Annotated in this window: 16 protein-coding genes; 5 read left to right on the forward strand and 11 right to left on the reverse strand. The window is 72.5% G+C overall.

Annotated elements, in window-relative coordinates:
• The first annotated feature begins 496 nt into the window (after positions 1–496).
• Both ACIBAE_RS26750 and ptsP read left to right on the forward strand, forming a co-directional pair.
• On the forward strand, positions 497–946 hold the full coding sequence (locus ACIBAE_RS26750; RefSeq protein ID WP_399290179.1) for a PTS glucose transporter subunit IIA: 450 nt from the start codon (positions 497–499) through the stop codon (positions 944–946).
• 67 nt (positions 947–1,013) lie between these two features.
• Positions 1,014–2,684: a phosphoenolpyruvate--protein phosphotransferase gene (gene ptsP, locus ACIBAE_RS26755; RefSeq protein ID WP_399290181.1), complete on the forward strand. Its 1,671-nt coding sequence runs from the start codon at positions 1,014–1,016 to the stop codon at positions 2,682–2,684.
• An 84-nt stretch (positions 2,685–2,768) separates the two neighbouring features.
• Here the strand turns inward: ptsP and ACIBAE_RS26760 are convergent, their stop codons facing one another.
• Together ACIBAE_RS26760 and ACIBAE_RS26765 are read right to left on the reverse strand one after the other, a co-directional pair.
• Entirely contained in the window at positions 2,769–3,740 is a 972-nt protein-coding gene (locus tag ACIBAE_RS26760; protein WP_399290182.1) for a hypothetical protein, read from the reverse strand.
• Positions 3,741–3,831: 91 nt separating this feature from the next.
• Complete coding sequence (locus ACIBAE_RS26765) at positions 3,832–5,829, reverse strand: acetoacetate--CoA ligase (RefSeq protein WP_399290184.1); 1,998 nt, start codon at positions 5,827–5,829, stop codon at positions 3,832–3,834.
• 239 nt (positions 5,830–6,068) lie between these two features.
• Between ACIBAE_RS26765 and ACIBAE_RS26770 the strand changes: the two genes are divergently transcribed.
• Positions 6,069–8,519: a TIM-barrel domain-containing protein gene (locus tag ACIBAE_RS26770; protein WP_399290186.1), complete on the forward strand. Its 2,451-nt coding sequence runs from the start codon at positions 6,069–6,071 to the stop codon at positions 8,517–8,519.
• Between the two features lie 60 nt (positions 8,520–8,579).
• Here ACIBAE_RS26770 and ACIBAE_RS26775 read toward each other — a convergent pair whose 3' ends face one another.
• On the reverse strand, positions 8,580–9,119 hold the full coding sequence (locus ACIBAE_RS26775; RefSeq protein ID WP_399290188.1) for an NUDIX domain-containing protein: 540 nt from the start codon (positions 9,117–9,119) through the stop codon (positions 8,580–8,582).
• A gap of 60 nt (positions 9,120–9,179) precedes the next feature.
• On the opposite strand from ACIBAE_RS26775, the gene ACIBAE_RS26780 reads away from it, so the two are divergent.
• Positions 9,180–10,016, forward strand: a complete 837-nt coding sequence (locus ACIBAE_RS26780; RefSeq protein WP_399290190.1) for a M15 family metallopeptidase — start codon at positions 9,180–9,182, stop codon at positions 10,014–10,016.
• Between the two features lie 138 nt (positions 10,017–10,154).
• On the opposite strand, the gene ACIBAE_RS26785 is transcribed toward ACIBAE_RS26780, so the two are convergent.
• From ACIBAE_RS26785 to ACIBAE_RS26800, 4 genes are read right to left on the reverse strand one after another with little or no spacing between them, the layout of a single operon-like run.
• The gene (locus tag ACIBAE_RS26785) at positions 10,155–10,760 is read right to left on the reverse strand and encodes a GTP-binding protein (protein ID WP_399290192.1); all 606 of its coding nucleotides are present in this window, start codon (positions 10,758–10,760) and stop codon (positions 10,155–10,157) included.
• Entirely contained in the window at positions 10,741–11,136 is a 396-nt protein-coding gene (locus ACIBAE_RS26790) for a DUF742 domain-containing protein (RefSeq protein WP_399290194.1), read from the reverse strand. Before ACIBAE_RS26790 ends, ACIBAE_RS26785 begins: the two co-directional genes overlap by 20 nt.
• Positions 11,137–11,146: 10 nt before the next feature.
• Positions 11,147–11,590: a roadblock/LC7 domain-containing protein gene (locus tag ACIBAE_RS26795; RefSeq protein WP_399290196.1), complete on the reverse strand. Its 444-nt coding sequence runs from the start codon at positions 11,588–11,590 to the stop codon at positions 11,147–11,149.
• Positions 11,587–14,265, reverse strand: coding sequence for a nitrate- and nitrite sensing domain-containing protein (locus ACIBAE_RS26800; protein ID WP_399290296.1), 2,679 nt, complete (start codon positions 14,263–14,265; stop codon positions 11,587–11,589). The genes ACIBAE_RS26795 and ACIBAE_RS26800 overlap by 4 nt, the downstream gene beginning before the upstream one ends.
• Before the next feature lie 374 nt (positions 14,266–14,639).
• On the opposite strand from ACIBAE_RS26800, the gene ACIBAE_RS26805 reads away from it, so the two are divergent.
• Positions 14,640–15,098 carry a hypothetical protein gene (locus ACIBAE_RS26805; protein ID WP_399290198.1) on the forward strand — a complete coding sequence of 153 codons (459 nt, stop codon included), beginning with the start codon at positions 14,640–14,642 and terminating at the stop codon, positions 15,096–15,098.
• Positions 15,099–15,230: 132 nt separating this feature from the next.
• On the opposite strand, the gene ACIBAE_RS26810 is transcribed toward ACIBAE_RS26805, so the two are convergent.
• The 4 genes from ACIBAE_RS26810 to ACIBAE_RS26825 form a co-directional block, all read right to left on the reverse strand.
• Positions 15,231–19,955: a hypothetical protein gene (locus ACIBAE_RS26810; protein ID WP_399290200.1), complete on the reverse strand. Its 4,725-nt coding sequence runs from the start codon at positions 19,953–19,955 to the stop codon at positions 15,231–15,233.
• Positions 19,956–20,077: 122 nt separating this feature from the next.
• Positions 20,078–20,989, reverse strand: coding sequence for a hypothetical protein (locus ACIBAE_RS26815; RefSeq protein ID WP_399290202.1), 912 nt, complete (start codon positions 20,987–20,989; stop codon positions 20,078–20,080).
• Complete coding sequence (locus ACIBAE_RS26820; RefSeq protein ID WP_399290204.1) at positions 20,986–21,141, reverse strand: hypothetical protein; 156 nt, start codon at positions 21,139–21,141, stop codon at positions 20,986–20,988. Before ACIBAE_RS26820 ends, ACIBAE_RS26815 begins: the two co-directional genes overlap by 4 nt.
• On the reverse strand, positions 21,138–22,682 hold the full coding sequence (locus ACIBAE_RS26825) for a hypothetical protein (protein WP_399290206.1): 1,545 nt from the start codon (positions 22,680–22,682) through the stop codon (positions 21,138–21,140). The genes ACIBAE_RS26820 and ACIBAE_RS26825 overlap by 4 nt, the downstream gene beginning before the upstream one ends.
• Between the last annotated feature and the right edge of the window lie 127 nt (positions 22,683–22,809).

Here is a 22,809-nt window from a genome sequence, read left to right on the forward strand (position 1 = left end):
CTGTTGAGTTCTCAAGGAACGGACGCTTCCTTCGGTCCCGTTTCACCGGGGCCCTCCGGGCGCTTCCCTTCGGTGTTTCATTTTGTTCTGTACTTTGTGTTCCCGACTCTATCAGATGCTTTTCGCTTCCGACTTCCTCGGTGCTTTCCAGGTTCTCGCTTTCGCGTTTCCCTTTCCGGCGGCTCAAACATTACCAGGCTTTTCTCGTCCCTCGGACCACCGATTCGCAGACATGCGAATGACAATCCGACTAGATCAAGGCTTGATAGGTGCTACCGACCCCCGACTACAGTCGTGTTGGGGTCAAGCAGAGGTACGACTCTACAGCGCGCGCATCGGCACAGGCAAATCCCCTCCGATGCGGTTTGCACATCTGTCAACCGGTCACTCTCATGCGGAACCGTCACTTCCTATGACTTACCCTTCGGAACAGCACGTCGTCCCATCACAGACGGTGACGGCGGCCCCCGAATCTCCGCCCCTTGGGAGGCTCCCCATGACCATCGTGACTGCCCCACTGCCCGGACGCGTCATCGGACTCGCCGCTGTGCCCGACCCGGTGTTCTCCGGCGCGATGGTAGGTCCTGGCACCGCCATCGATCCCGTACGGGAGCCCGGCGAGGCCGTCTCTCCGGTCGACGGTGTCGTGGTCTCGCTGCACCCGCACGCCTTTGTCGTGGTCGACGCGTCCGGGCACGGCGTGCTGACCCACCTGGGTATCGACACGGTGCAGCTCAATGGAGAAGGTTTCGAACTGCTCGTCAACAAGGGCGACACCGTCGTTCTCGGACAGCCCGTCGTTCGCTGGAACCCGGCAGCGGTCGAAGCGGCCGGCAAGTCCCCCGTCTGCCCGGTCATCGCGCTGGAGGCCACATCCGACTCGCTGTCCGACCTCCGTGAGGACGGCGACGTCACGACCGGCGACACGCTGTTCACCTGGCAGTGACCCAGGACCCGTACGTCCTGGACGAGCGCTGACCGCTCGTCCCCCATCACATCGGAGAGACGGTCAAATGGAGACAACGCTGCGAGGCGTCGGCGTCAGCCACGGAGTGGCGATCGGCGAGGTCCGGCACATGGGGACGGCGGTCCTGGAGCCGCCGGCCAAGACAATCCCCGCGGAGGAGGCCGGCCGTGAACAGGGTCGCGCCCGCCAGGCTGTCGACGCGGTGGCCGCCGACCTGATCGCGCGCGGCAATCTCGCCGGTGGCGAGGCCCAGGCCGTGCTGGAGGCTCAGGCCCTGATGGCTCAGGACCCTGAGCTGATGGCCGACGTGGAGCGGCGGATCGCCGTGGGCAGCACGGCGGAGCGCGGGGTGTACGACGCGTTCGCCTCGTACCGCGAGCTGCTCGCGAACGCCGGCGAGTACCTGGCGGGGCGGGTCGCGGACCTGGACGACGTGCGGAACCGTATCGTCGCCCGGCTGCTGGGTGTCCCGATGCCTGGCGTGCCCGACAGTGACGAGCCCTATGTACTGATCGCCCGCGATCTCGCTCCCGCGGACACCGCCCTGCTCGACCCGGCTCTGGTCCTCGGATTCGTGACCGAGGAGGGCGGGCCGACCAGCCACAGCGCCATTCTGGCGCGGGCGCTCGGGGTGCCGGCGGTCGTCGCGCTGCCGGGCGCCGCGGGACTGGCCGAGGGCACCGTGGTCGCGGTCGACGGCAGCACCGGCGATGTCTTCGTCGAGCCGAGCGCCGAGAAGCGGGCGGAGCTGGAGGCGGCCGCAGCGGCACGGAAGGCCGCGCTGACCGGTGCCACAGGCCCCGGTGCGACCTCGGACGGGCACAAGGTGCCGCTGCTCGCCAATATCGGCGGGCCGGCCGATGTGGCCGCTGCCGTCGAGGCGGGCGCGGAGGGTGTCGGTCTGTTCCGTACCGAGTTCCTGTTCCTCGACGACAGCAGGCAGGCGCCGTCGGAGGAGAAGCAGGTCGAGGCGTACCGCAAGGTGCTGGAGGCGTTCCCCGAAGGGCGGGTCGTCGTACGGGTGCTGGACGCCGGCGCGGACAAGCCGCTGGAGTTCCTGACCCCGGCCGACGAGCCGAACCCGGCGCTCGGAGTGCGTGGTCTGCGGAGTCTGCTGGACCACCCGGACGTGCTGCGGACCCAGTTGACCGCGCTGGCGAAGGCGGCCGAGGGTCTGCCGGTGTATCTGGAGGTCATGGCGCCGATGGTGGCCGACCGTACGGACGCCAAGGCGTTCGCGGACGCCTGCCGTGAGGCGGGGCTGCGCGCCAAGTTCGGCGCCATGGTGGAGATTCCGTCCGCCGCACTGAGGGCGCGCTCGATTCTGCAGGAGGTCGAGTTCCTGTCGCTGGGGACCAATGACCTCGCGCAGTACACCTTCGCCGCCGACCGCCAGGTGGGTGCGGTGTCGCGGTTGCAGGACCCGTGGCAGCCGGCGCTGCTCGATCTGGTGGCGCTGTCGGCCGAGGGAGCCAAGGCCGAGGGCAAGAGCTGCGGGGTGTGCGGTGAGGCCGCGGCCGATCCGCTGCTGGCGTGCGTGCTCACCGGGCTGGGTGTGACGTCGTTGTCGATGGGCGCGGCCTCGATTCCTTATGTGCGGTCGGCTCTGGCGGAGCACACGCTGGCGCAGTGCGAGCGGGCCGCCGCCGCCGCGCGGGCCGCCGACACCGCCGAGGGTGCCCGGCAGGCCGCGCGGGCGGTGTTGTCCGGCGAGTGAGCCGGTGCGTGAACTGAGCTGAGGGTGAAGGGGCTTCCCGCCGTGTCACGGCGGGGAGCCCCTTCACCCTTCGGTGATGTGTGCTCAGTGATGTGTGCCGGTGTCGTCGAGGCCGAGGTCGAATCCGGCGCGGTATTCCACGCCGGACTCGGGGGAGAGCGGCTCCCCGGTGTCCGCGTCGGTGCAGTAGGCGTTGAAGACCTCGCCCGCGGTGAGCGGGACGAGATGGCCTCGTTGGAGGCGCCAGCCGTGCAGTTGGTCGGGGGCGCCGGGGCCTGTCGTACGGAGCACCACGCCTCCGGGACTGTCCAGGGCGATCCCGGCGGCCAGCACGCTGACGAATTCGGCGCCCTCGGAGGAGTCGAGCCGGGCGAGTGCTCCTTCGGACCGGTCGGGGTGATCCGGGTCATCAGGGTGATCGGCGTTGTCGGCGTGCAGGACGGCGAGGAGTTGTTCGTCCGCGGCGGGGATGCTGCAGACGAGGTGATGGGTGCCGGGGCCCGCTTCTTCGAGCAGCCGCAGCAGGATGTGGGAGGCGTGGTCGAAGGCGGCCCGTCCGATGTCCTGTCCGCAGTCGGCGCACTCGCCGAGGTCGGCGAGGAGCGTCGTGACGTATTCCCAGGTGGCTTTGCGGACGGCGGTGTTGATGAGCAGCGGGAGCAGCGCGTCGATCGGCTGGCCGGTGTAGGCGACGGTCGCGCCGCTCGCGGCGGTCCAGGCCGTGAAGCGGCTGCGGCCTGCCGCCGTGTCAGGGTCGAGTCCGGTGTCCGCGCAGTACTCCACGAACTCCTCCGGGTCGAAGAGGGTGACGGTGGTGTGTGCGCCCTGGGAGGCGAGGGACCTGAGCAGTCCGTCGATCTGCCGCAGATAGGTGTCGTGGTCGTCGAAGGTGAAAGTCCGGTAGCACCGCATCGCGGTGAAGTCCCGCTCGTCGGCGAGCACGCCGACCGTGGTGGGGACTTCGCGCCGCAGTCTGCGCCGCATCGCCCTGGCCGTCCCGCGCTGCCCGGACCTGTCCGCCCGGCCGGCCTGCTCGCTGTACTCGGTGTGCGCCATGGACATCCCCCTGAGTGCTGTCGATGATTGCTCACTCACAGTAACCAGGGGGTCTGACAACGCGTCCGGGCGGGCGGTGGCGGGGTGGCGGTCAGCGCCGTTCGCGGGCGAGGTTCTCGTAGAAGCGGAGGAGTTCGAGGTTGTCCACGGAGCCGGCGTTGACGGCCCGGTCCAGTGGTGTGCCCTGGAGGAGGCGTTTGACCGGGACCTCGATGCGCTTGCCGGTCAGGGTGTGCGGGACACCGGGAACTTCGATGATCTCGTCGGGAACATGGCGCGGGGAAAGCTGCTGACGGATCGTCTGCTGGACGCGCCGCGTGAGCGCCTCGTCGAGAACGGCTCCCTCGGCGAGATGGACGAAGAGGGGCATCCAGTAGCCGCCGTCCGGTTCCTCCAGGCCGATGACGAGCGATTCGCGGATCTCGGGGAGTCTTTCGACGGCTTCGTAGATGTCGGCGGAGCCCATCCGGACACCCTGGCGGTTCAGGGTGGAGTCGGAGCGGCCGTGGATGACGACCGAGCCGTGGTCGGTGAGGGTGATCCAGTCGCCGTGGCGCCAGACGCCGGGGAACATCTCGAAGTAGCTGTCGTGGTAGCGGCTGCCGTCGGGGTCGTTCCAGAAGCGGATCGGCATGGACGGCATGGGGTTGGTGACCACGAGTTCGCCGACCTCGCCGATGACCGGTTCGCCCTGCGCGTTCCATGCCTGGAGATCGGTGCCCAGGCAGGCGGCCTGCAGCTCGCCGATGTGGACGGGAAGGGTGGGCACGGCTCCGGCGAAGCAGCTGCAGACGTCGGTGCCGCCGCTGACGGAGGCGATCCAGAGGTCTTCGGAGACCTCGTCGTGGAGCCAGCGGAAGCCGTCCGGGGGCAGGGGGGAGCCGGTGGTGGCGACGCAGGTGACGCGGGAGAGGTCGTGGTCGCGGCCGGGGTGCGCGTCCGCTTTGCGGCAGGCCATGACGTACGCGGCGGAGGTGCCGAAGAGCGTGGTGCCGGTCCGTTCCGCGACGCCCCACTGGGCGTCGATCGCCGGGTAACCGGGGCTGCCGTCGTACAGCACGATCGTCGTGCCGGTGAGGAGGCCGGAGACGAGGAAGTTCCACATCATCCAGCCGGTGGAGGTGTACCAGAAGAAGCGGTCCTCGGGGCCGAGGTCGCAGTGCAGCCCGATCTGCTTGAAGTGTTCGAGGAGGATGCCGCCCTGGGACTGGACGATGGCTTTGGGCAGGCCGGTGGTGCCGGAGGAGTAGAGGACCCAGAGGGGGTGGTCGAACGGGACCTGTTCGAAGACGGGGCCGGCGTCGGTGGGGCCGGCGTCCCCGGAAGGGGCGGTGAGGACGGACCAGTCGAGGGCGCCGTCGGGGGCCGGGGTGCCCAGGAGCGGGATGTGGATCACGGCTCGCAGGGTGGGCAGTTCGCGGCGGAGTTCGGCGACGGTGTCGGTACGGTCGTGTTCCTTGCCGCCGTAGCGGTAGCCGTCGACGGTGAACAGCACGACGGGTTCGACCTGCTGGAAGCGGTCCAGGACACTGCGGGCGCCGAAATCCGGGGCGCACGAGGTCCAGACTCCCCCGACGGCCGCGGTGGCGAGCAGCGCGGTGACGGCCTGCGGGATGTTGGGGAGGTAGCCACTGACGCGGTCTCCGGGGCGTACGCCGAGGGCGCGCAGCTCGGCGGCGAGCGCGCCCACCTGGCGGCGCAGTTCGGACCAGCTGACGGCGGCCTGTTCCTGTGTCTCGTCGACGTACAGGAGCGCGGGGGCGTCGGCGCGGTCCGGGTCCTCGGCGGTGCGCAGGGCGTGTTCCGCGTAGTTGAGGGTGGCGCCGGGGAACCATCGGGCGCCGGGCATGGTGCGGTCGCCGAGGACCCGTTCGTACGGGGTGGAGAAGCGGATGTCGAACCAGTCGGCGACGGCGGCCCAGAACGTTTCGAGTTCCGCGACCGACCAGCGGTGCAGCGCCGCGTAGCCGCCCTCGGCCGGTGCGCCGTACCGTTCGGCGGCCCATGCCTGGAAGCGGGTGACGCGGGCGGCGGCGATGCGGTCGGGGTCCGGCTGCCAGAGAGGGGCGGGGTGTGCTGCTGCGGTCATGGGGGCGGCTCCCGGGCTGACTCGACGCGGGTGTGTGCGGTCGGCGCGTGGTGTGCGCCGGTCGCGCGCCGGGGCGTGGGTGTGCCCGTGCGCGCGGCTGACACGGACGATGCCATGTGATCGTCTTTCACACCAGGCTTCGCCGTCCGTGGCCGGTGGGCGGGTCGGCTTTCGCGACACGGGTGAACGGGAGTTGAACGAATTACCACCCGGCCGGGACCGATGGCAGGCTGAGCGCCATGGACGGTCGTGAACTGGTGCGTTCGATAAAAGTGGCGGGCTCGGCACAGGGATTCCGCGCGGCGCGTTCGGCGTGGCGCCGTTGGCGTACGGATGCCAGGGAGCTGGGGCCGCGCGGTGCGGAGCGGGCCCGGGTGCCGGGGCCGGTGAGCGACGCCGAGCCGCTTCCGGGAGGCGGCACCGTACGGTTCGCCCGGGCGGAGCTGCATGTGTGTGTCACCGTGGGCGGCGCGGTGTTCTGGGGGTGGGACGGTGCGGAGCCGCTGCCCTCGTACGCGCTGGCCGGGCCTCCTCCGGAACCGGATCCGCGCGCCGGGCTGGAGCCCGATACGGACGGTGGCTGGCGGGTGGTGTCGGAGCGCGTGACGGTGGCGGTCTCGCGCCACGGGGGTGTCGAGGTCCGTACGCCGGGAGGTGTGGTGCTGCGGCGGGAGCTGCCGCCCCGCTGGTGGGAGCCGGTCGCGGGCGGTCCGGCGCGCTGGGTGCAGCGGACGGAGGTACCGGCGGACGCGCGGTTCTTCGGGCTGGGCGGGCGGGCTTCCGGCCCTCGGCTGCGGGACGGCGTGTACCGGCTGTGGAACACCGATCCGGGCGGTGGTTTCGGTCCGGGGGACGATCCGCTGTACGTGACGATGCCGGTGCAGCTGGTGGTGGCCGACGCGGGGACCCACCTGGCGTTCCATGACAATTCCTGGGACGGCAGGGTCATCCTCCGCGAGGGTGAGGAGGGTGCCGGTTCGGGGCACGACCGGCCCGGCACGAGTGAGCTGCGGATGGACGGCGGGCCGCTGCGCTGCTGGGTGGTGATCGGTACACCCGCGCGGGTGCTGCACGGCTGGACGGCGCTCACCGGGGCGCCGACACCGCCGCCGTCCTGGGCGCTGGGTCCGCAGCACGCGCGGTGGGGTTTCGGCAGCGAGCGGGAGGTGCGGCGGATCGTCGCGGGGTACCGGGAGCGGCGGTTGCCGCTGTCCGCGGTCCATCTGGACATCGATCATTACGACGCGCATCAGGTCTTCACCGTGGACCGGGAGCGCTTCCCGGATCTGCCGGGGCTGGCGGAGGATTTGCGTGCGGACGGCGTCCGGCTGGTCTCGATCGTCGATCCCGCGGTGAAGGCGGAGCGCGGGAACGCGGTGTACGAGAGCGGCGCGGCGGTCGGTGGGCCGGCAGGCAGCGGACCGGCGGGCAGCGGACCGGCGGTCGGAAGCCCGGCGAGCAGCCGTTCCGGGGCGGGCGCTTTTGTGCGGGACGCGCGGGGGCGGGAGGTGCGGGGCGTGGTCTGGCCCGGGGAGTGCGTCTTTCCGGACTTCACGGATCCGGCGGTGCGGGCCTGGTGGGGCGGACTGTACGAGGAGCGGCTGGCGCAGGGTTTCGCCGGGGTGTGGCACGACATGAACGAGCCGGTGTCCTTCGCGCCGTTCGGTGACACGACGCTGCCACGGTCGGCCAGGCACCATCTGGAGGGCGCGGGCGGTGACCACCGTGAGGCCCACAACGTGTACGGCCTCGCCATGGCGCGGGCCGGTTTCGAAGGGCTGCGGAAGCTGCGCCCCGATGAGCGGCCCTTTCTCTTCTCACGCTCCGGCTGGGCGGGGATGCAGAGGTACGGCGGCACCTGGTCCGGCGATGTGTCGACCGGCTGGCCGGGGCTGCGGGCCTCGCTCTCGCTGGTACTGGGGCTCGGACTCTGCGGGGTGCCGTACTCGGGTCCCGACGTGGGCGGTTTCGACGGGAGCCCGTCGCCCGAGCTCTACCTGCGGTGGTTCCAGCTGGGGGCGTACCTGCCGCTGTTCCGTACGCACGCGGCGATCGACGCGGGCCGCAGGGAGCCGTGGGAGTTCGGTGTTGAGGTGCTGGAACACGCCCGGACGGCGCTCGACGCGCGGGAGCGGCTGCGGCCCTACTTCGTGACGCTGGCTCAGCTGGCGAGACTCACGGGGGCGCCCTACGCGCGGCCCCTGTGGTGGGGCGCGCCGGAGGACCGGGATCTGCGCGACTGCGAGGACACGTTCCTGCTGGGTGACGCGCTGCTGGTCGCGCCGGTCCTGGAACCGGGCGCGGACCGGCGGGCGGTGCGGCTGCCGCGCGGCAGGTGGTACGACACGGTCACCGAGCGGGCCTACGAGGGTCCTGGTCAGGTGTTGCTGGACGCGCCCTCCGCACGTATCCCGGTGCTGGCACGGGCGGGTGCGGTGATTCCGGTACGGGGAGAGGGCGGCCGGCTGGAACTGGAGGTGTGGGCTCCGGCGGCGGGTGTCCCGGGCGGCGGGCTGGTGGTCGGTGACCCGGGGGACGGCTGGGAGCAGGCGGAGGTGGAGCGGTACACGTCGCGGCTGGTGGAGGGCGAGGTCCTGGTGGAGCGGATCACGGACCAGGGCGCGGCGCGGCCGGAGTGGACGGTACGGGTGCGGGGCGCGGGTGGTGAGCCGGAGGGTGCGTCGCGATGAGCCGGTCAGCCGCGCCCGGGCAGGCATGCCCGGTGAAGCGCGCCCGGTGGCGCGCGCCCGTCAGAGGCGCCCGGCAGGGTCGTAACGGCCGGCGAACCAGGACCGCACCGCCTCCGTGTGCAGCGGGAACGCCAGCTTCGCCGGGGCGCGCAGCAGGTGGTAGCCGGTTGTCTCGTCGGTGGGGGCCGAGGGGGGCAGCCGGCCGGCCGGGCGGCGCGGGAGCAGACCGAAGAGGAGCAGGTGGCCGTCGGGCGAGCTGAGGACGTCGGCGAGTCGTACGTCCCCTGCCACGGCCTCGATGCCCGTCTCCTCGGCGAGTTCCCGGACGACCGCGTGCCGCCAGTCCTCGGTGTGGTCGACGAAGCCGCCGGGGAGGGCGGTACCGCCGCGTGCGGGTGCGATGGTGCGGGTGATGACGATCAGTGAGGTGCCCTCGCGGTCCTGGACCGGCAGGAGGGCGACGGCGACGGGAAGCGGGTTGCGGTAGGCGGTGGCGCCGCAGGACGCGCAGGTGCGGGGCCAGCCGGCGGAGGCGGGGTACGGCGTGCCGCAACTGCCGCAGTGGGAGTTCGGGGCAGGCTTCTTCCGGTGCTCGGACACGCGCGGACTGTATCCGATCGCCCAGTGCGGGGGTCAGGGAACCGAGGGACAAAGGTGTTCATGACAACAATCTCGTTCCCGCGCCGTCTGCTGACCGCTTCGGCCGCCGTACTCCTCGCCGCGACCGTTCCCCCGGCGGCGGCCGTCACCGCGACCGCCGCCGCGTCGGCCGGGCGGGCGGCGCCCGGGCCCGGCGCGCCGCCGGAGTTCGTGGCTCTGCGCTCGGTCGCGCCGACCGTCGTCCAGGAGATGCGCTACCGCACCCCGCACGACTTCATGGGTGAGCCGGTGACCGGATACGAGCAGCCGGTCTGCCTCCTCACCCGCCCGGCCGCCGAGGCCCTGCGCCGGGCCCAGGCGGAGCTGCTGCGGCGGGGCTACTCCCTCAAGGTGTACGACTGCTACCGGCCGCAGCGCGCTGTCGATCACTTCGTGCGGTGGGCGAGGGATCTCCAGGACGAGCGGATGAAGCCGGAGTTCTATCCGCGCGTCGACAAGTCGCGGCTGTTCGCGGACGGTTACCTCGCGGAGAAGTCCGGGCACAGCCGGGGCGGCACGGTGGATCTGACGATCGTCAGGCTTCCGGCGCTGCCGACGCGCCCGTATGTACCGGGTGAGAAGCTCGCTCCCTGCTACGGGCCGAAGAAGGACCGTTTCCCCGACAACTCCGTCGACATGGGCACCGGTTTCGACTGCTTCGATACGCTCGCGCACACCGACGATCCCCGGATCCAGGGCAGGCAGCGGGAGAACCGGCAGCTGCTGAAGCGGACGCTGGCCGGGGCCGGGTTCGTCAACCTGCCCGAGGAGTGGTGGCACTTCACGTACCGGCCGGAGACGTTCCCGGACCGCTACTTCGATTTTCCCGTGGCCCGGCGCTCGGTCGTCCGGCACTGACCCGGGCCGGTGCTTCCCCGCTGTGCCGCTCGGTTGTGGCGCCCGGTCGCGCGGGCCACGGCTGTTCCCGGTGCGACCGGCCGCCCAAGAGGCCCGTACCCCCGCAGGAACTGAGGGGCTACGGGCCTGCGTGCGGGCTCAGGTGGCGGCGTGCTCGCGTTGTTTCGCCGCGCGCTTCATGGCGTGCTCGACGACCGAGACCAGGACTTCCTTGACGGACTCGCGCTCGCGCGCGTCGCACATCACCAGCGGGACCTCCGGGTCGAGGTCGAGCGCCGACCGTACGCTCTCGCCCGGGAAGCGGTCCGCTCCCTCGAAGCAGTTGACGGCGACGGTGAACGGGATGTCGCGCCGTTCGAAGTAGTCGACGGCGGCGAAGGAGTCCGCGAGGCGCCGGGTGTCGGCGAGCACGACCGCGCCGAGGGCGCCCTGGGCCAGTTCGTCCCAGAGGAACCAGAAGCGGTCCTGGCCGGGAGTGCCGAAGACGTACAGCACCAGGTCCTCGCGCAGCGTGATCCGGCCGAAGTCCATGGCGACCGTGGTGGTCGTCTTGGCCTCCACGCCGCCGACGTCGTCGACGGGCCGGCCGGCCTCGCTCAGTATCTCCTCGGTGCGCAGGGGTCTGATCTCGCTGACCGCGCCCACCAGGGTGGTCTTGCCCACCCCGAAGCCACCGGCCACCAGAATCTTCAGCGTCACCGGCTCGACCGGACGCGGCCTGCGGCTAGAGCGCCCGAAGACCATTGATCACCTCGCGGAGAATGCTCACGTCCGGCAGCTCTGCCGGCGGAACGGGACGGGTTACGTGCACGAGTTCGTCCTCGACGAGATCGCCGACCAGGACCCGGACCACCCCGACGGGAAGGTCGAGGCCCGCGGCCAGTTCGGCGATCGACTGGGGGGAGTCGAGACAGCGTTCGACGATCTCGACGTGTTCGGGAGAGAGCGTCTGGTCCCGGCCGGGGTCGTCGGCCGCGGGCTCGGGGACGACGACCGCGATCAGGTCCAGCCGGTGGCGTGTCGCGCTGCTGGTGCGGCCACGCGTCATCGCGTACGGGCGTACCACCGGTCCGGCTTCGCCGTCGAACCAGTGCTTCGGATCCTGACCTGGATCACTCATGCCGACGGACTCACCCTCCGGTGCTGAGACCGGACCGGGGCGCCGTACCGAGATGTACGCCGACCCGCTTGACCATGAGCGTCATCTCGTAGGCGACCTGGCCGACGTCGGAGTCCGCGTCGGACAGGACGGCCAGACAGCTGCCGTCGCCCGCCGCCGTGACGAAGAGGAAGGCGTCGTCCAGCTCGACGACGGTCTGCCGGACCTTGCCCGCTTCGAAGTGCCGGCCCACGCCCTTGGCGAGGCTGTGGAATCCGGAGGCGACGGCGGCGAGATGCTCGCCGTCCTCGCGGGTGAGGTCCCGGGAGGTGCCGGTGGCGAGGCCGTCACCGGAGAGGACCACTGCCTTCCGGATACTGGCGACCCGCTCGACGAGCTCGTCGAGGAGCCAGTTGAGCTCTCCGCCGGCGTCGGGGTCGGTGGTCTTGCGTACTGCGGCGTTCGGTGCGGTCATCGACCGTCCCCCTCCGATGTGGTTCCTTGTGTATCGCCGGGTCCGGTGGAGTCCTCGGCCTCGTTCTGCCGACGACCGCGCTGCCAGCCCCGTTGGAGCGAAGCCATGCGGCTGCGTACTTCGTCCGCGTCCCGCTCGGTGTCGTGGCCCGCGGCGGGCCTCTTGGCGTTGTCGCGCGCCGGTGCCGTGTCCCTCAGCTGGGGGGCGAGGCTGGCCTGCCGGACGCGGCGGGGCAACCCGTCCACCAGGTCGGGCGTCTCGCCGGGCGTTGCCCGGCCCGCTGACCGCGCGGGCGTCTCCGCCCAGGTCCGGCCGCCCGTGCCGCCGACCGGTCCGTCCGCCGGCGCGGTCCTGCCCGGTTCGTCCACCCGGCGGCCCCGGTCCGCGACGAGTGTCGGGGGCCGCCGCCGGGGCAGGACGAGCGGGGCGTCGGCCGACTCGGGCGGTTCGTCCGGGGTCCGGCGGCTCCGGTCGTAGCGGCCGCGCGGTTCCTGACCGGCTTCACGAAGGTGTTCGCGAGCCCGGAACACCCCGCCCCGCTCGCTCTCCGTGTCCTCCAGATCGGCGATGCCGTCACCTCCGCCGCGCACCGGTCCGCCGTCCCTGCCGAGAAGACCGACCGGGGGTTCGAGTTCGATGGGGCCGTCGAGTACGGACGGGACGCTGCTCACTCCGGTGGGGACCTGCGCCAGCGCGGTACGGCGGCCACCACCGCTCTCGGTGCGGCCGCGGCCCCGCTCGGGAGCGTTCTTGCGGTCGAGCCGGAAGCCGGTGCCCTCGGTCTCGGGGGCGTCGGTGAGCAGCGCGACCGGCAGGAAGACGATCGCGGTGGTGCCGCCGTACGGGGAGGGCTGGAGGGAGACGCGTACGTTCTGCCGCTGGGCGAGCCGGCTGACCACGAACAGACCGAGGCGGTCGGTGTCGGACAGCTCGAACTCGGGGGTCTCCGCGAGACGCAGGTTGGCGTCGAGGAGGATGTCCGGGGTCATGCCGAGCCCGCGGTCGTGGATCTCCAGGGTGAAGCCGTTGGCGACCCGCTCCCCGTGCACCTGTACGGCGGTGTGCGGGGGCGAGAACACCGTGGCGTTCTCCAGGAGTTCGGCGATGAGGTGGGTGAGGTCGGCGACCGCCGGGCCGCCGACGCCGATGCGCGGCAGCCTGCGTACCTCGATGCGTTCGTAGTCCTCGACCTCGGCGACCGCGGCCCGTACGACGTCCATCAGCTGGACCGGCTTGCGCCACTGCCGGGACGGCGCGGCTCCGGAGAGGATCACCAGGCCCTCGGCGTGCCGGCGCATACGGGTGGTGAGGTGGTCCAGGCGGAAGAGGTCGGCGAGCTCCTCGGTGTCCTCCGTGCGGCGCTCCATGGTGTCCAGGAGGGTGAGCTGACGGTGGAGCAGGACCTGGTTGCGGCGGGCGAGGTTGACGAACACCTCGGAGACGCCGCGCCGGAGGTCGGCCTGCTTCACGGCGGCCTCGACCGCGGCGCGCTGGAGGGTGTTGAGTGCCTGGCCTACCTGGCCGACCTCGTCCTTCTCGTAATCGAGCTGCGGCGCCTCGGTCTCCACGTCGACCTGTTCACCGGCGGCGAGCCGGCGCATGACGCTGGGGAGCCGTACGCCGGAGACCTCGTGGGCCTCCCTGCGGAGCCGGGAGAGGTCGCGGATCAGGTGGCGGCCGACGCGTACGGACACGATCACGGAGACGAGGAGAGCGCCGAATCCCACCACACCCGCCACGACGAGGCGGATGAACACCTCGCGCCGGACGGGTGCCACGTGGTCCCGGTACAGGTCGCCGGCCTGGACGCTCTCGTGGGAGAGGTCCTCCAGGACCGGGGCGGTCATTTCCTGCCAGCGCGCGGCGTCGACCGTCTTGGGGTTCTTGCCGGCCCCCGCGACGATGAGCCGGTCCTCCGTGTCGCGCAGGGTCAGGGTGTCCGCGGTGCGCCAGTACTGCTCCAGTGTCGCGTGGTCCGAGGCCGGCAGGTCGGACAGATTCGTCTGGTAGAGCAGCGTGCGGCTCGCGACCAGGTCGGAGACGGCTCGGATCTCGTCCGCGGTGATCCGGCGGGCGATCAGCGCGGAGACGACCAGCGCGTCCTCGCGGGAGAGCATCTCCTTGGCGCGGTCGAGCCCGATCAGCGCGCGGCCCCAGTTGTCCTCGTCCACGTCCTCACGCCCGTGCAGGGCGGCGAGGAGGCTGTAGCCGGGGTCGATGATCCGGTTGTAGAAGTCGAGTGCCTGGGCCCGGGAGACCCGGTTGTTCTCGACGGAGCGGCGCATCGTCGTGAGGCCGTCCAGGGCGTCGACGACGGAGGCGAGCTGCTGGGACTCGTACTCGTCCAGCCGGTCGCGTACGGCGTCGACGTGCGCCATGACCTGGGCGACGGCCCGGTCGGTCTCGGAGCGCAGGCCGTGGAGTTCGGTCAGGGAGTCGGAGGACCGGGGGTCGGCCAGGTAGACGAGCGTCTGGCGGCGCTCGTTCTGGACGACCCGGATCGTCTCCTCGATGGGGTGGCCCACCTGATCGAAGGCGTAGGCGACATCCAGGAGTTGGATGGCCTCGCGGCCGGTGAGCGTGGTGGCCAGGCCCCAGAGCGCGGTGACCGAGACGAGCGGCACGAGCAGCAGCGCCACGATCTTCCGGCGGATGGACTTCCCGCGAAAGCGCATGGCCTCCCCCAGCTCGATCCCCGCCCGGTGCGGGAGATTCTCCGTCAACAAACGGCGCGAGCCTACTACTGCCGCACTGGCAACTCGAAGGCACGTCCGGATATTTTTCGGCCATTGCACGACTGTTTGATCATCAGTTGTGCTGATATTCGGCGAGATGACTTCCGCTGCCGACGTGCGGAAGTCCGGGCGCGACGGGGTCAAACCTCGGGCGGTTGGCCGAAATCATTCGGCTTCATCCTCTGCGGGGAATCATCCCCTTCGGTCATTCGTCCTTGTGTGCGGGGAGTTGGGAGGACTGCGGGGCGTGAAATATGGGCAGCCGGGCAGTCACCCTTGAGTCGGACAGCGGTGGGGAGTGACGGTCCATGGGGATGGTCGAGCAACATGGCACGGCACCGGCGGACGGATACGCGAATGTCTCGCCGGGGCTCTGGACCGAGGAGCCGGCGGTGCGGTACCGGATGCCGGATCCGGTCAGAAAGGCCGCCGTACGGGCGGTGATCATCATGGCGGTGACACTGCTTCAGGCCATGATCGCGTTTCTCAGTACGCTGGCGGGCTCCTGGCTGGCCTTCCCCATGGTGCTGAGCAGCGTGGTGTCGACGGTGGGAGCGACCTGGGGCGTGCTGGACGTCTGGGTGACGCGCCAGGTGTGGAACCAGCGCCACGGCGTGGTGTCCGTGCCCAGCAGCACGGCGCGGCGGTTGCGCCGGGAGCGGCGCAGGGCCCGGCGCGCGGCCCGGAAGGCGGTGCGCGCCGGGGCGCCCGGCGGCGTGCGCGGCGCGGCGCGGATACGGCGGCCGGCCTCGAAGACGCTGAGCGAGGCGTGAGGCGGTGACGAGCGGAGCGCGCGCCCCGCTGACGAGCGGAGCGCGCCCCGAAGGTTCCGGCCGCGAAAGTCCGGGCCCCGGAGGGTTCGCTCCCGCCGCTCATGTCCCCGGGGCGGGCGCTCCGCTCCGGCGTCACTCCGCGACGGGCTCCGGGGTCCGCTTGAACATCCGCGTCGCGGTGATCTCACCGTGCACCGGTTCGCCGTCCGGATCCTGCTGCGGCAGGCCGGGGCGCAGGTGCTCCTCCACGCTGATGTATTTCAGTCCGGCGCGCAGATCCGCGTCGTTGCGCAACCGGATGACGAGGGGGAACTCCGCCAGCGCCGTGGTGTCGAAGAGGCCGGTGGTGTAGAGGAGTTGCACTCCCAGGGCGTCCGAGACCGCGCGCTGGAGCTCCAGCAGATAGGTCGCGTTGGCGCGGCCGATCGGATTGTCGAGGAAGAGCGTTCCGGCGTGCCGGTGCTTGTCGCGGCCCCGGTCGTTGCTGCGCAGCGCCGCCATCGTGCAGTACAGGGCGATCGCCGCGGTGAGCAGCTGGCCGCCGGAGAAGACGTCGCCCATCTGCCCGACGGGGACCCGCTCCGCGCGCAGCACGGCGTCGGGCTTGAGGATCTCGACGGCGACGCCCTTGGGCTGAAGTGCCGCGTGGACCCCGCGCAGCAGCAGGGACATGCCGTCCCTGCGCAGGTCGGAGTTCTTCTTGAGGGCGGCGCGGGTCGCCTCGTCGATGACCTCGCCGAGCCGCTCGCCGAGTGCCGACCGGTCCGGCTCCTCGAAGCGGATCCGGAGGAACTCCTGACCGGACCATTCCCCCAGTCCTTCGGGAAGCCGGGACAGGCGCTGCGCCGAACGGAGCGTGGTCAGGGCGGATTCCACCAGCCCGCGCAGCCGGTCGACGATGGAGTCACGGTTGCGCTCCAGCTGGGCCAGCTCGTCCGTCAGCACCCGCAGCCGGGGTGCGAAGGCCTGGGCCCACCGCGCCGCGTGCTCGGGCAGCGCCGAGGCGGGCAGTTCGCGGATCTGCTGGCGGGCCGGGGTGCGCACCTGCTCGTAGCGGGTGGAGTTGGCGTGCCGTACGAGCACGTCGCAGGTTTCCCGTACGCCGGCTTCCGCCGCGGCGAGGTCGGACGCGCAGCCGCGCAGGGAGCGGCGGGCCTCGGACGCGGACTGCCGTGCCTCCTCCAGGGTGCCGGGGTACGGCTCCGGTGCCTGCGGTGTCTCCTCACCGCCCGCTCGTCCGGCGCCGCCGTGGCCCTGGTCGGGTTCCTCGGTCACCGCGCCGCGCAACAGATCGCGCAGCAGGGCGGAGGTCTCGTCGAAGCCGCCCGCGCCGTCCTCGGCGGCCCGGTGGGCGTACAGCAGCTCGCTGTGCGCACCCCGTGCGGTCTCCAGCGCGTCGGTGCGTACGGCGAGTTCGGTGGTGGCGGTGCGCAGCATGCTCTGTGCCTGCTCGGCGTCCGCCGGGACCAGTTCACCGGGCAGTTCGGTGTGCGCGTCGCCATCGGTGGGGGCGAGCCGCTCCGCGTCGCCGCGCAGCCGGCCCAGCTGCTCGCTGGCCGTGGTGACGCGCGATTCCAGGAGCTGGACGAGCGATTCGGCGCGGGCGGCGGCCGCCTGACGGGACGGGCCGTCGGCGCCGTCGGTGGATTCGAGGAGCTGGCCCGCGCGGGTGCGGACCTTGTTGGTGAGCCGGTCCAGCTCGGCGAGGGCGGCGCTCTCGTCGCTCTCCGCGCGGGCCTGCTCGGCGCGCAGGTCGGCTCCCACGCCGACCTTCTCGTAGAGCTGGGAGGCGGCCCGGTAGGCCTCGCGCAGGGCGGGCAGCGAGACGCGCGGAGCGTCCTGCGCGAGGTCCGGGAGGATTTCCGGCGCGCCGGCGATCTCGGCGCGCTCGGCCCGCAGGGCGCGGGCGGTACGGCGGGCGTCGTCGCCGGCGCGCTGGGCGGCCCTGCGGTCCTCGTCGGCGGCGCGGGCCCGGTCCAGGCATACGGCGGCCCGGGCCTCGTACTCGGCCGCGTCGTCGGCCAGTTCGCGGAGCTTGGCCTGCCAGCCGGACCGCTCGCGCAGCCGGAACGCGAGGCCGGCCAGGGCGTCGGCGGCCCGGCGGGCACGCTGGGCGGCCTCCTGGCGCTCGTCACGGACCCGGGCGGTCTCGGCGGCCACCTCGTCGGCCTCCGCGCGTGCGGTACGGGCCTCGGTGAGCGTCGCCGCGGCCGTCTCCGCCGCCTCCCTGGCGACGCCGGCCGCGGCGGCCAGCTCCGTGAGCATGCCGGGCGGGCAGTCGGTCCGCCAGGAGCCGAGGCGGGCGGCGAGCGAGCGGTCGCCACTGAGACGGGCCGCGAGCAGCCGGATCTCCTCGTCGCGCGCGGCCGCGCGGGTACGCAGCGCTTGGCGTTCCTCGTCGGCGGCGTGCTCGTCGTGCATGGCGGGGTTCGGCGGTACGAGGAACACACCGCTGTCACCGGCGTCGTCCGGGCCCGGAACGGGTGCCAGCAGCGCGGCGGCGGTGCCCACGGCGACGGTGGACCGGGGCAGCAGGGCGGCGCCGGCGAGGACCTCGCGGGCGCGGGCGTGCGAGGCCGGGTCGGTGATCACGACGCCGTCGACCAGTTCGGGCCGGGCGGCCAGGACGGCGGCGTGGTCGGCGGGGTCGACGGCCTGGGCGAGATAGCGCCAGCCGGGCAGGGCGGGGATGCCGTGCTCGCCGAGGTATTCGACGGTGGCGAGGACATCGGGTCCCGGGGGCAGCAGCCCGCCGTCGCCGAGCGCGCCGAGGATGCGGGAGTCGTCGGCGGCGGCGGTCCGCAGATCGAAGAGCTGCCGTTCGGCGGAGGTGACGGACCGGTCCAGGAGCTCGCGCAGCTCGTCGGCGTAACGGTCCAGCTCCTCGGCGCTGAGGGTGTCTTCGGTGGTCCGCCGGGGGGCGGCCGATGCCGTGGCTCCCGGCTGTCCCGTACGGGTCCCGTCGCCGGCCGTGCCGCTGCGCGGCGCCGGGACCCCTGCCGGGGCGCCGGGCGCGGGCAGGCTGAGCAGTTCGGCCAACCGCTGGTGCCCCGCGATGGACTGCGCGGCGCGGCGCTCCGCGTCGTAGGACTGCTCGGCGGCCTCGGCCGCGTCGGCGGCGCGCGCCGCGGCCAGTTCGGCGCGGGCCTCCGCCGAGGCCGTTTCCCTGGCCCGCTCGGCTGCCGTACGCGCGGCCTCGCGGGCGCTGTCCCAGGCCGCGACGGCCGGTTTCTCCGCGTCGCTCGCGGCGAGCGCGGCGCGGGCCGGGTCGGCGTCGGGCTCGGTGTCGTCGAGCCAGCCGGCCCGTACCGCCTCGGCGGTCTCCTGCTCGACCTCGGCGAGGCGCTGGCGCAGGTGCCCGGCCTCGCTGCGGGCGCGCTGCGCCTCGGTGGCGGCGGAGGTCGCGTCGCGGTGGGCGGCCTCGCCGGTCTCCTGGAGGACGGCGGAGCGCTCCTCCTCCTCGTTCGCCAGTCGCTCACCGTCGTCGGCGGCGGCGTGCAGGGCCCGTACGAGGTCGGCGGCGGCGGTCGCCCGCGCGGCCAGCGCGGGGGCGGCGTCCCGCTCGGCTTCCCGGATCGCGACGGCGACGCGGGCCGAGCGGTCGGCGGCGGCGCGGTGGCGCAGGACGTTCTCGGCGGCCTGCCAGGCGGACTGGAGCGTACGGGCGTCGGTCAGCTCGCGGCGCTGGGCGGCGGTGCGCTTCTCGGCGACGGCCAGGGCCAGGGAGGCGTGCCGGTAGGCGAGTTCGGCGGCGATCAGTGAGCTGCGGCCGCACGCCTGCTCGGCTCCGGTCACGGTGTGCGCGGCCGCGGTGACCTGCTGGGCGAGTACGGCGGCCCGTTCGCGCTCGTCGGCGGCGCGGGCCATGAGCCGGCGGACAAGGGTACGGGCCCGGCGCTCGGCACCCGCGTGGATGTCGCGGGCACGGGAGCGGGCGCCGGTGGCCTCGACGATCCGGCCGAGGAGGTCGGCGGAGCCGGCGGTGAAGTCGCGCTCCGCGGTGAGTTCGGCGCGGCGGCCCAGTTTGCTGCCGAAGCCGCCGACGAGATCGGCGAGTCCGTCGGTGTCCCGGGCGTCGGTGACGGCGCGCAGCAGCAGATCGGTGAAATCGGAGTCCCTCTTGACCGCGAAGAGGCCCGCGGCCTCACCCTCGTCGGCGTTCATCTCCCGCTGGTAGCGGAAGAGTTCGGGGTCGAGGCCGAGCTCGCCGAGATGTTCGTTCCAGCGGTCGTGGATCTCCTCCCAGTGCACGTCGAGATGCTGGTACACCTTGCCGGCCTCGGTGATCGCGTCCCGGAAGCCCTTCATGGTGCGGCGCCGGCCGCGCGCGCCCGAGACGCCCTCGACGGGGGGCCGGACGGCGGTGGACTCGGCGACCGGGAGGGAGTCGAGGCTGAGGCCGGGTCCCGGCCGGAAGGAGTACCAGCCCTCGGCGAACTTCCTGGGGTCGTTGGACACCTGGCGGCCGCGCCATTCGCTCGCCTTGCCGACCACGATGAGTTCACCGGTGAGGGTGTGCTGCCATTCCAGGGCGACATGGCCGCAGTCGTCGGCGAGCAGGAACTTGCGCAGCACGCCGGAGCTGGCCCCGCCGAGCGTGTTGCGGTGGCCCGGCAGCATCACCGAGAAGATCAGCTTGAGCAGGACGGACTTGCCGCCACCGTTCTCCAGGAAGAGCACGCCCGCGGGGGCGGGGCGGCGCGGGGGGCCGACCGGCTCCTCCTCGAAGAACTCCGCCTGGGTGGGCGCGGGGTGGGGCACGCGGGCGCCCACTCCGCGCAGGTCGAGCACGGTGTCGGCGTAGCGCGCACCGGCAGGTCCGATGGAGTAGAGGCGGACCCGGGACAGCTCGTACATGGAGGGGGACTCTCGTCTGGTGAAAAGCGGTGGGGGCGGGAGGGCCGGGCGGCGAAGCGGTAAGGACTCGGGCGGCGGGGCGGGGTCGGCTCTTCCCGCCGGCGGGACTCGGGCAGCAGGGCTCAGGCGTGGAAGGGCAGGCCCGCGTCGGCCGCCAGCTCCAGGTCGTCGCCCTCGGGCGGCGGGAGGAGGGTGGCGGAGCCGTCCGTGACCGGTACGACGCCCAGCTCCAGCAGCTCGGCCATGGCCGCGTGGCCGGCCATGTCCCGGACCTGGAGCTGATAGCGGGCGGTGGTGCGGTACGCGCCTCCGGCGTCGTCGCCGGTCCGCTGGAGGAAACCGGAGTCGGTGAGGAAGGCGACGGCCTTGCCGACGATGCCGGTGGTGGAACCGGCGAGCCGACGGGCGTCCTTGGTGGCGCCGGTCGCGCTGCGCCGTGCGTAGATCCGCCAGGCCGCTTCGAGTCCGGGGGCGTCGCTCGACGGGTCGGTGTTCTCGCCCTGCTCCTCGGCGCGCTCCTCCAGCCGGCGGCATGCCTGCCGTATGAACGCGTCGACGCCGTTGACCGTGATCCGGCCGATGTACCCGTCGTCGGCGAGGTCCTCGGGCCGGGGGAAGGCCAGGGCCGCGACGGCCAGATGGGCGAGGCCGTGCAGGAAGCGGTCGGCGGAGTCGGTGGAGGCACGGCGGGCGTAGTCACCCATCCGGACCGCGAAGACCGAGTCCTCGCCCGCGGTCACGACCATGCCGGCGCGCGGGGAGACCTCCAGGACGATGAGGCCGAATCCGGTGGCGATGGCGTCGGCGAGACGTGCGAAGGCGTTGTCCTCGCGGTAGCGCCGCAGCAGCTCGGTGTACTCGGTGTCCCGTGCGGGCAGCAGTTTGGGCTGGAGGCCGAAGGAGACGAGCCGCGCGGCGTCGGCCGCGTCGGCGGGGGTGACCGCGCCGCCGGTCACGGGCGGGGCGGTCTCGGCCGCCTCGCCGCTGCCGGGGTCGCTCCACGCGGCGGTGTGCTCGGCGTGGTGCTCGCTCACGGGTGCTGCTCCTTGCTGCGGACGATCGTGGGGGACGTCGTACGGGCTGTCATGGGGGCGGTACGGACCGGGGAGGTCGTGCGGCCGGTCGCCGGGGTGATGCGGACCGGGGAAGGTGCGGCGCGGCGGCTCCGGCCGTGCGGGGAGCTCACGCCGCCTCCGTACGGTCGGCGGTCATGGCCGCCGTGTCGAGCAGGGCCGTGCCCACTATCAGATCGGCTCCACCGAATTCGGGGTCGTCGAGCGGAGTGCCGTCGTCGACGGCGAACAGCAGGCGCTTCTCGCCCTGGCGGTAGGCCGTGCCCACCGGGGGGCTGGCCGCGTGGATGGCCAGGAGAGCGACCAGATACGGCAGTTCGGGATCGCGCCGGCGAGCCTCGGCCAGCAGGCCGGACAGCCGGCGCGGGGCGTCGTGCTCCAGGTCGAGCAGTTCCTTCGCGGTCGCCAGCTGTTCCTCGCTGAAGCGGCTGTCGTCCGGTGTCGCGATCAGGTCCGGCTCGGGCATCTCGGCGCCCAGGTGTTCGCGTTCGACCGGGGGCGTCAGCAGGAGGTCGACGAGGTCGCCGACCCGGACGGAGGCGGGGGTGCGCAGGCCGGTGCCCCGGGCGAAGAACGCGTCGGTCACCCGCGTCGCCTGCTCCACGGGGAGCGGCAGCAGCGGCCCGAGGAGCTGGCCGTACAGATCGAGTCCGGTGTGCGCGGTGGGCCGGGCGAACGCCTGCCGGTCCTGTTCGGCGCGGAACAGCGGGCCCGCCTCCAGCAGCCGGGACTGCAGCTGGGTGTGGCGGCGGATGCAGTCCTTGACGATGTCGACCAGCTCGGCGGCGCGGCGCTTGTGCTCGGCCGTCCTGGGGTCGGCTCCGGTCTCGGCCTCGTCGCGCGCCTTGCGGATGTTGGTGAGGATCGCGTTCTCGTGGCGGTACCGGTCGGCGACGTGGTCGAGCGCCTCGTCGATCATGTCCGGGACGGCGTTGAGCCAGTCGACCGCGCGCACGTTGCGGCGGGTCGCCTCCAGCGTCCTGCGGAGCGTTTCCGCGTACTGCACGGTGCGGTAGCGGGCCTGTTCGGCGGCGAGCTGGGCATCGGCGAGCCGGCCCCTGCTGATCAGGACCTCCAGCTTGACCTCGGCGGCGATCTGCGCGCTGGTGACATCCGTGTCGAGCGCTCCGACCAGCACGTTCACCGCCTCGTCGGTGGTCCGGAGATAGACGCTGCCCCCGTGGCCCGGCACTTCCTCGATGAGCTTGAAGTCGTAGTCCCTGCGCGTGTAGACGCCGTCGGTGCCGAACGTGCCGTAGACCGCGCGGAATCCGCGGTCCACGCTGCCGACGTTGATCAGGTTCTCCAGCACCCAGCGGGCGACCCGCTCGTGCTCCGCGGCCGGCCGGGCGGGCGCCTGGGCGGCGACGCGCGGCAGCAGTCTGGTCACTATCTGCTCGTGGTCGGCGCCGGTGTCGAAGTCCATGTTCAGGGTGACCAGATCGATGGCGGAGAGCGCCACTTCGGCCATCGCGTAGACCGAGTACTCCCCCGCGAGATTGGCCTTGCGGGTGTCCAGATCGTGCAGCGGCGCGGTGCAGGCGAGCGCGCGCAGCCGCCGCGCGAGCCCTTCGTCGGCGGCCGGGCCCTGGGCGGGCCTCGGCCCCGCGCTGAGCTGGGGCGGAACGAATTCCGTCGAGGCAGGCGAAGTCACGCTGAACAGATTAGGTCCTCGCACCGACAACGGCCGAAACGGCGCAGAGCGACCAGGGCCGGCCCCCGCCGCGTGCCACCGTCAGCGCCCGGTCCGCCCGGTCCGCCCGCCATGCCTGACCGCTCCC

Source organism: Streptomyces sp. NPDC051569 (assembly GCF_044454085.1).
GTDB lineage: Bacteria > Actinomycetota > Actinomycetes > Streptomycetales > Streptomycetaceae > Streptomyces.

Excerpts from the sequence above, each read along its gene's own strand:
- ACIBAE_RS26750 (WP_399290179.1), top strand. The coding sequence starts at position 497 with ATGACCATCGTGACTGCCCCACTGCCCGGACGCGTCATCGGACTCGCC.
- ptsP (WP_399290181.1), top strand. The coding sequence starts at position 1,014 with ATGGAGACAACGCTGCGAGGCGTCGGCGTCAGCCACGGAGTGGCGATC.
- ACIBAE_RS26760 (WP_399290182.1), bottom strand. The coding sequence starts at position 3,740 with ATGGCGCACACCGAGTACAGCGAGCAGGCCGGCCGGGCGGACAGGTCC.
- ACIBAE_RS26765 (WP_399290184.1), bottom strand. The coding sequence starts at position 5,829 with ATGACCGCAGCAGCACACCCCGCCCCTCTCTGGCAGCCGGACCCCGAC.
- ACIBAE_RS26770 (WP_399290186.1), top strand. The coding sequence starts at position 6,069 with ATGGACGGTCGTGAACTGGTGCGTTCGATAAAAGTGGCGGGCTCGGCA.
- ACIBAE_RS26780 (WP_399290190.1), top strand. The coding sequence starts at position 9,180 with ATGACAACAATCTCGTTCCCGCGCCGTCTGCTGACCGCTTCGGCCGCC.
- ACIBAE_RS26785 (WP_399290192.1), bottom strand. The coding sequence starts at position 10,760 with ATGGTCTTCGGGCGCTCTAGCCGCAGGCCGCGTCCGGTCGAGCCGGTG.
- ACIBAE_RS26790 (WP_399290194.1), bottom strand. The coding sequence starts at position 11,136 with ATGAGTGATCCAGGTCAGGATCCGAAGCACTGGTTCGACGGCGAAGCC.
- ACIBAE_RS26795 (WP_399290196.1), bottom strand. The coding sequence starts at position 11,590 with ATGACCGCACCGAACGCCGCAGTACGCAAGACCACCGACCCCGACGCC.
- ACIBAE_RS26800 (WP_399290296.1), bottom strand. The coding sequence starts at position 14,265 with ATGCGCTTTCGCGGGAAGTCCATCCGCCGGAAGATCGTGGCGCTGCTG.
- ACIBAE_RS26805 (WP_399290198.1), top strand. The coding sequence starts at position 14,640 with ATGGTCGAGCAACATGGCACGGCACCGGCGGACGGATACGCGAATGTC.
- ACIBAE_RS26810 (WP_399290200.1), bottom strand. The coding sequence starts at position 19,955 with ATGTACGAGCTGTCCCGGGTCCGCCTCTACTCCATCGGACCTGCCGGT.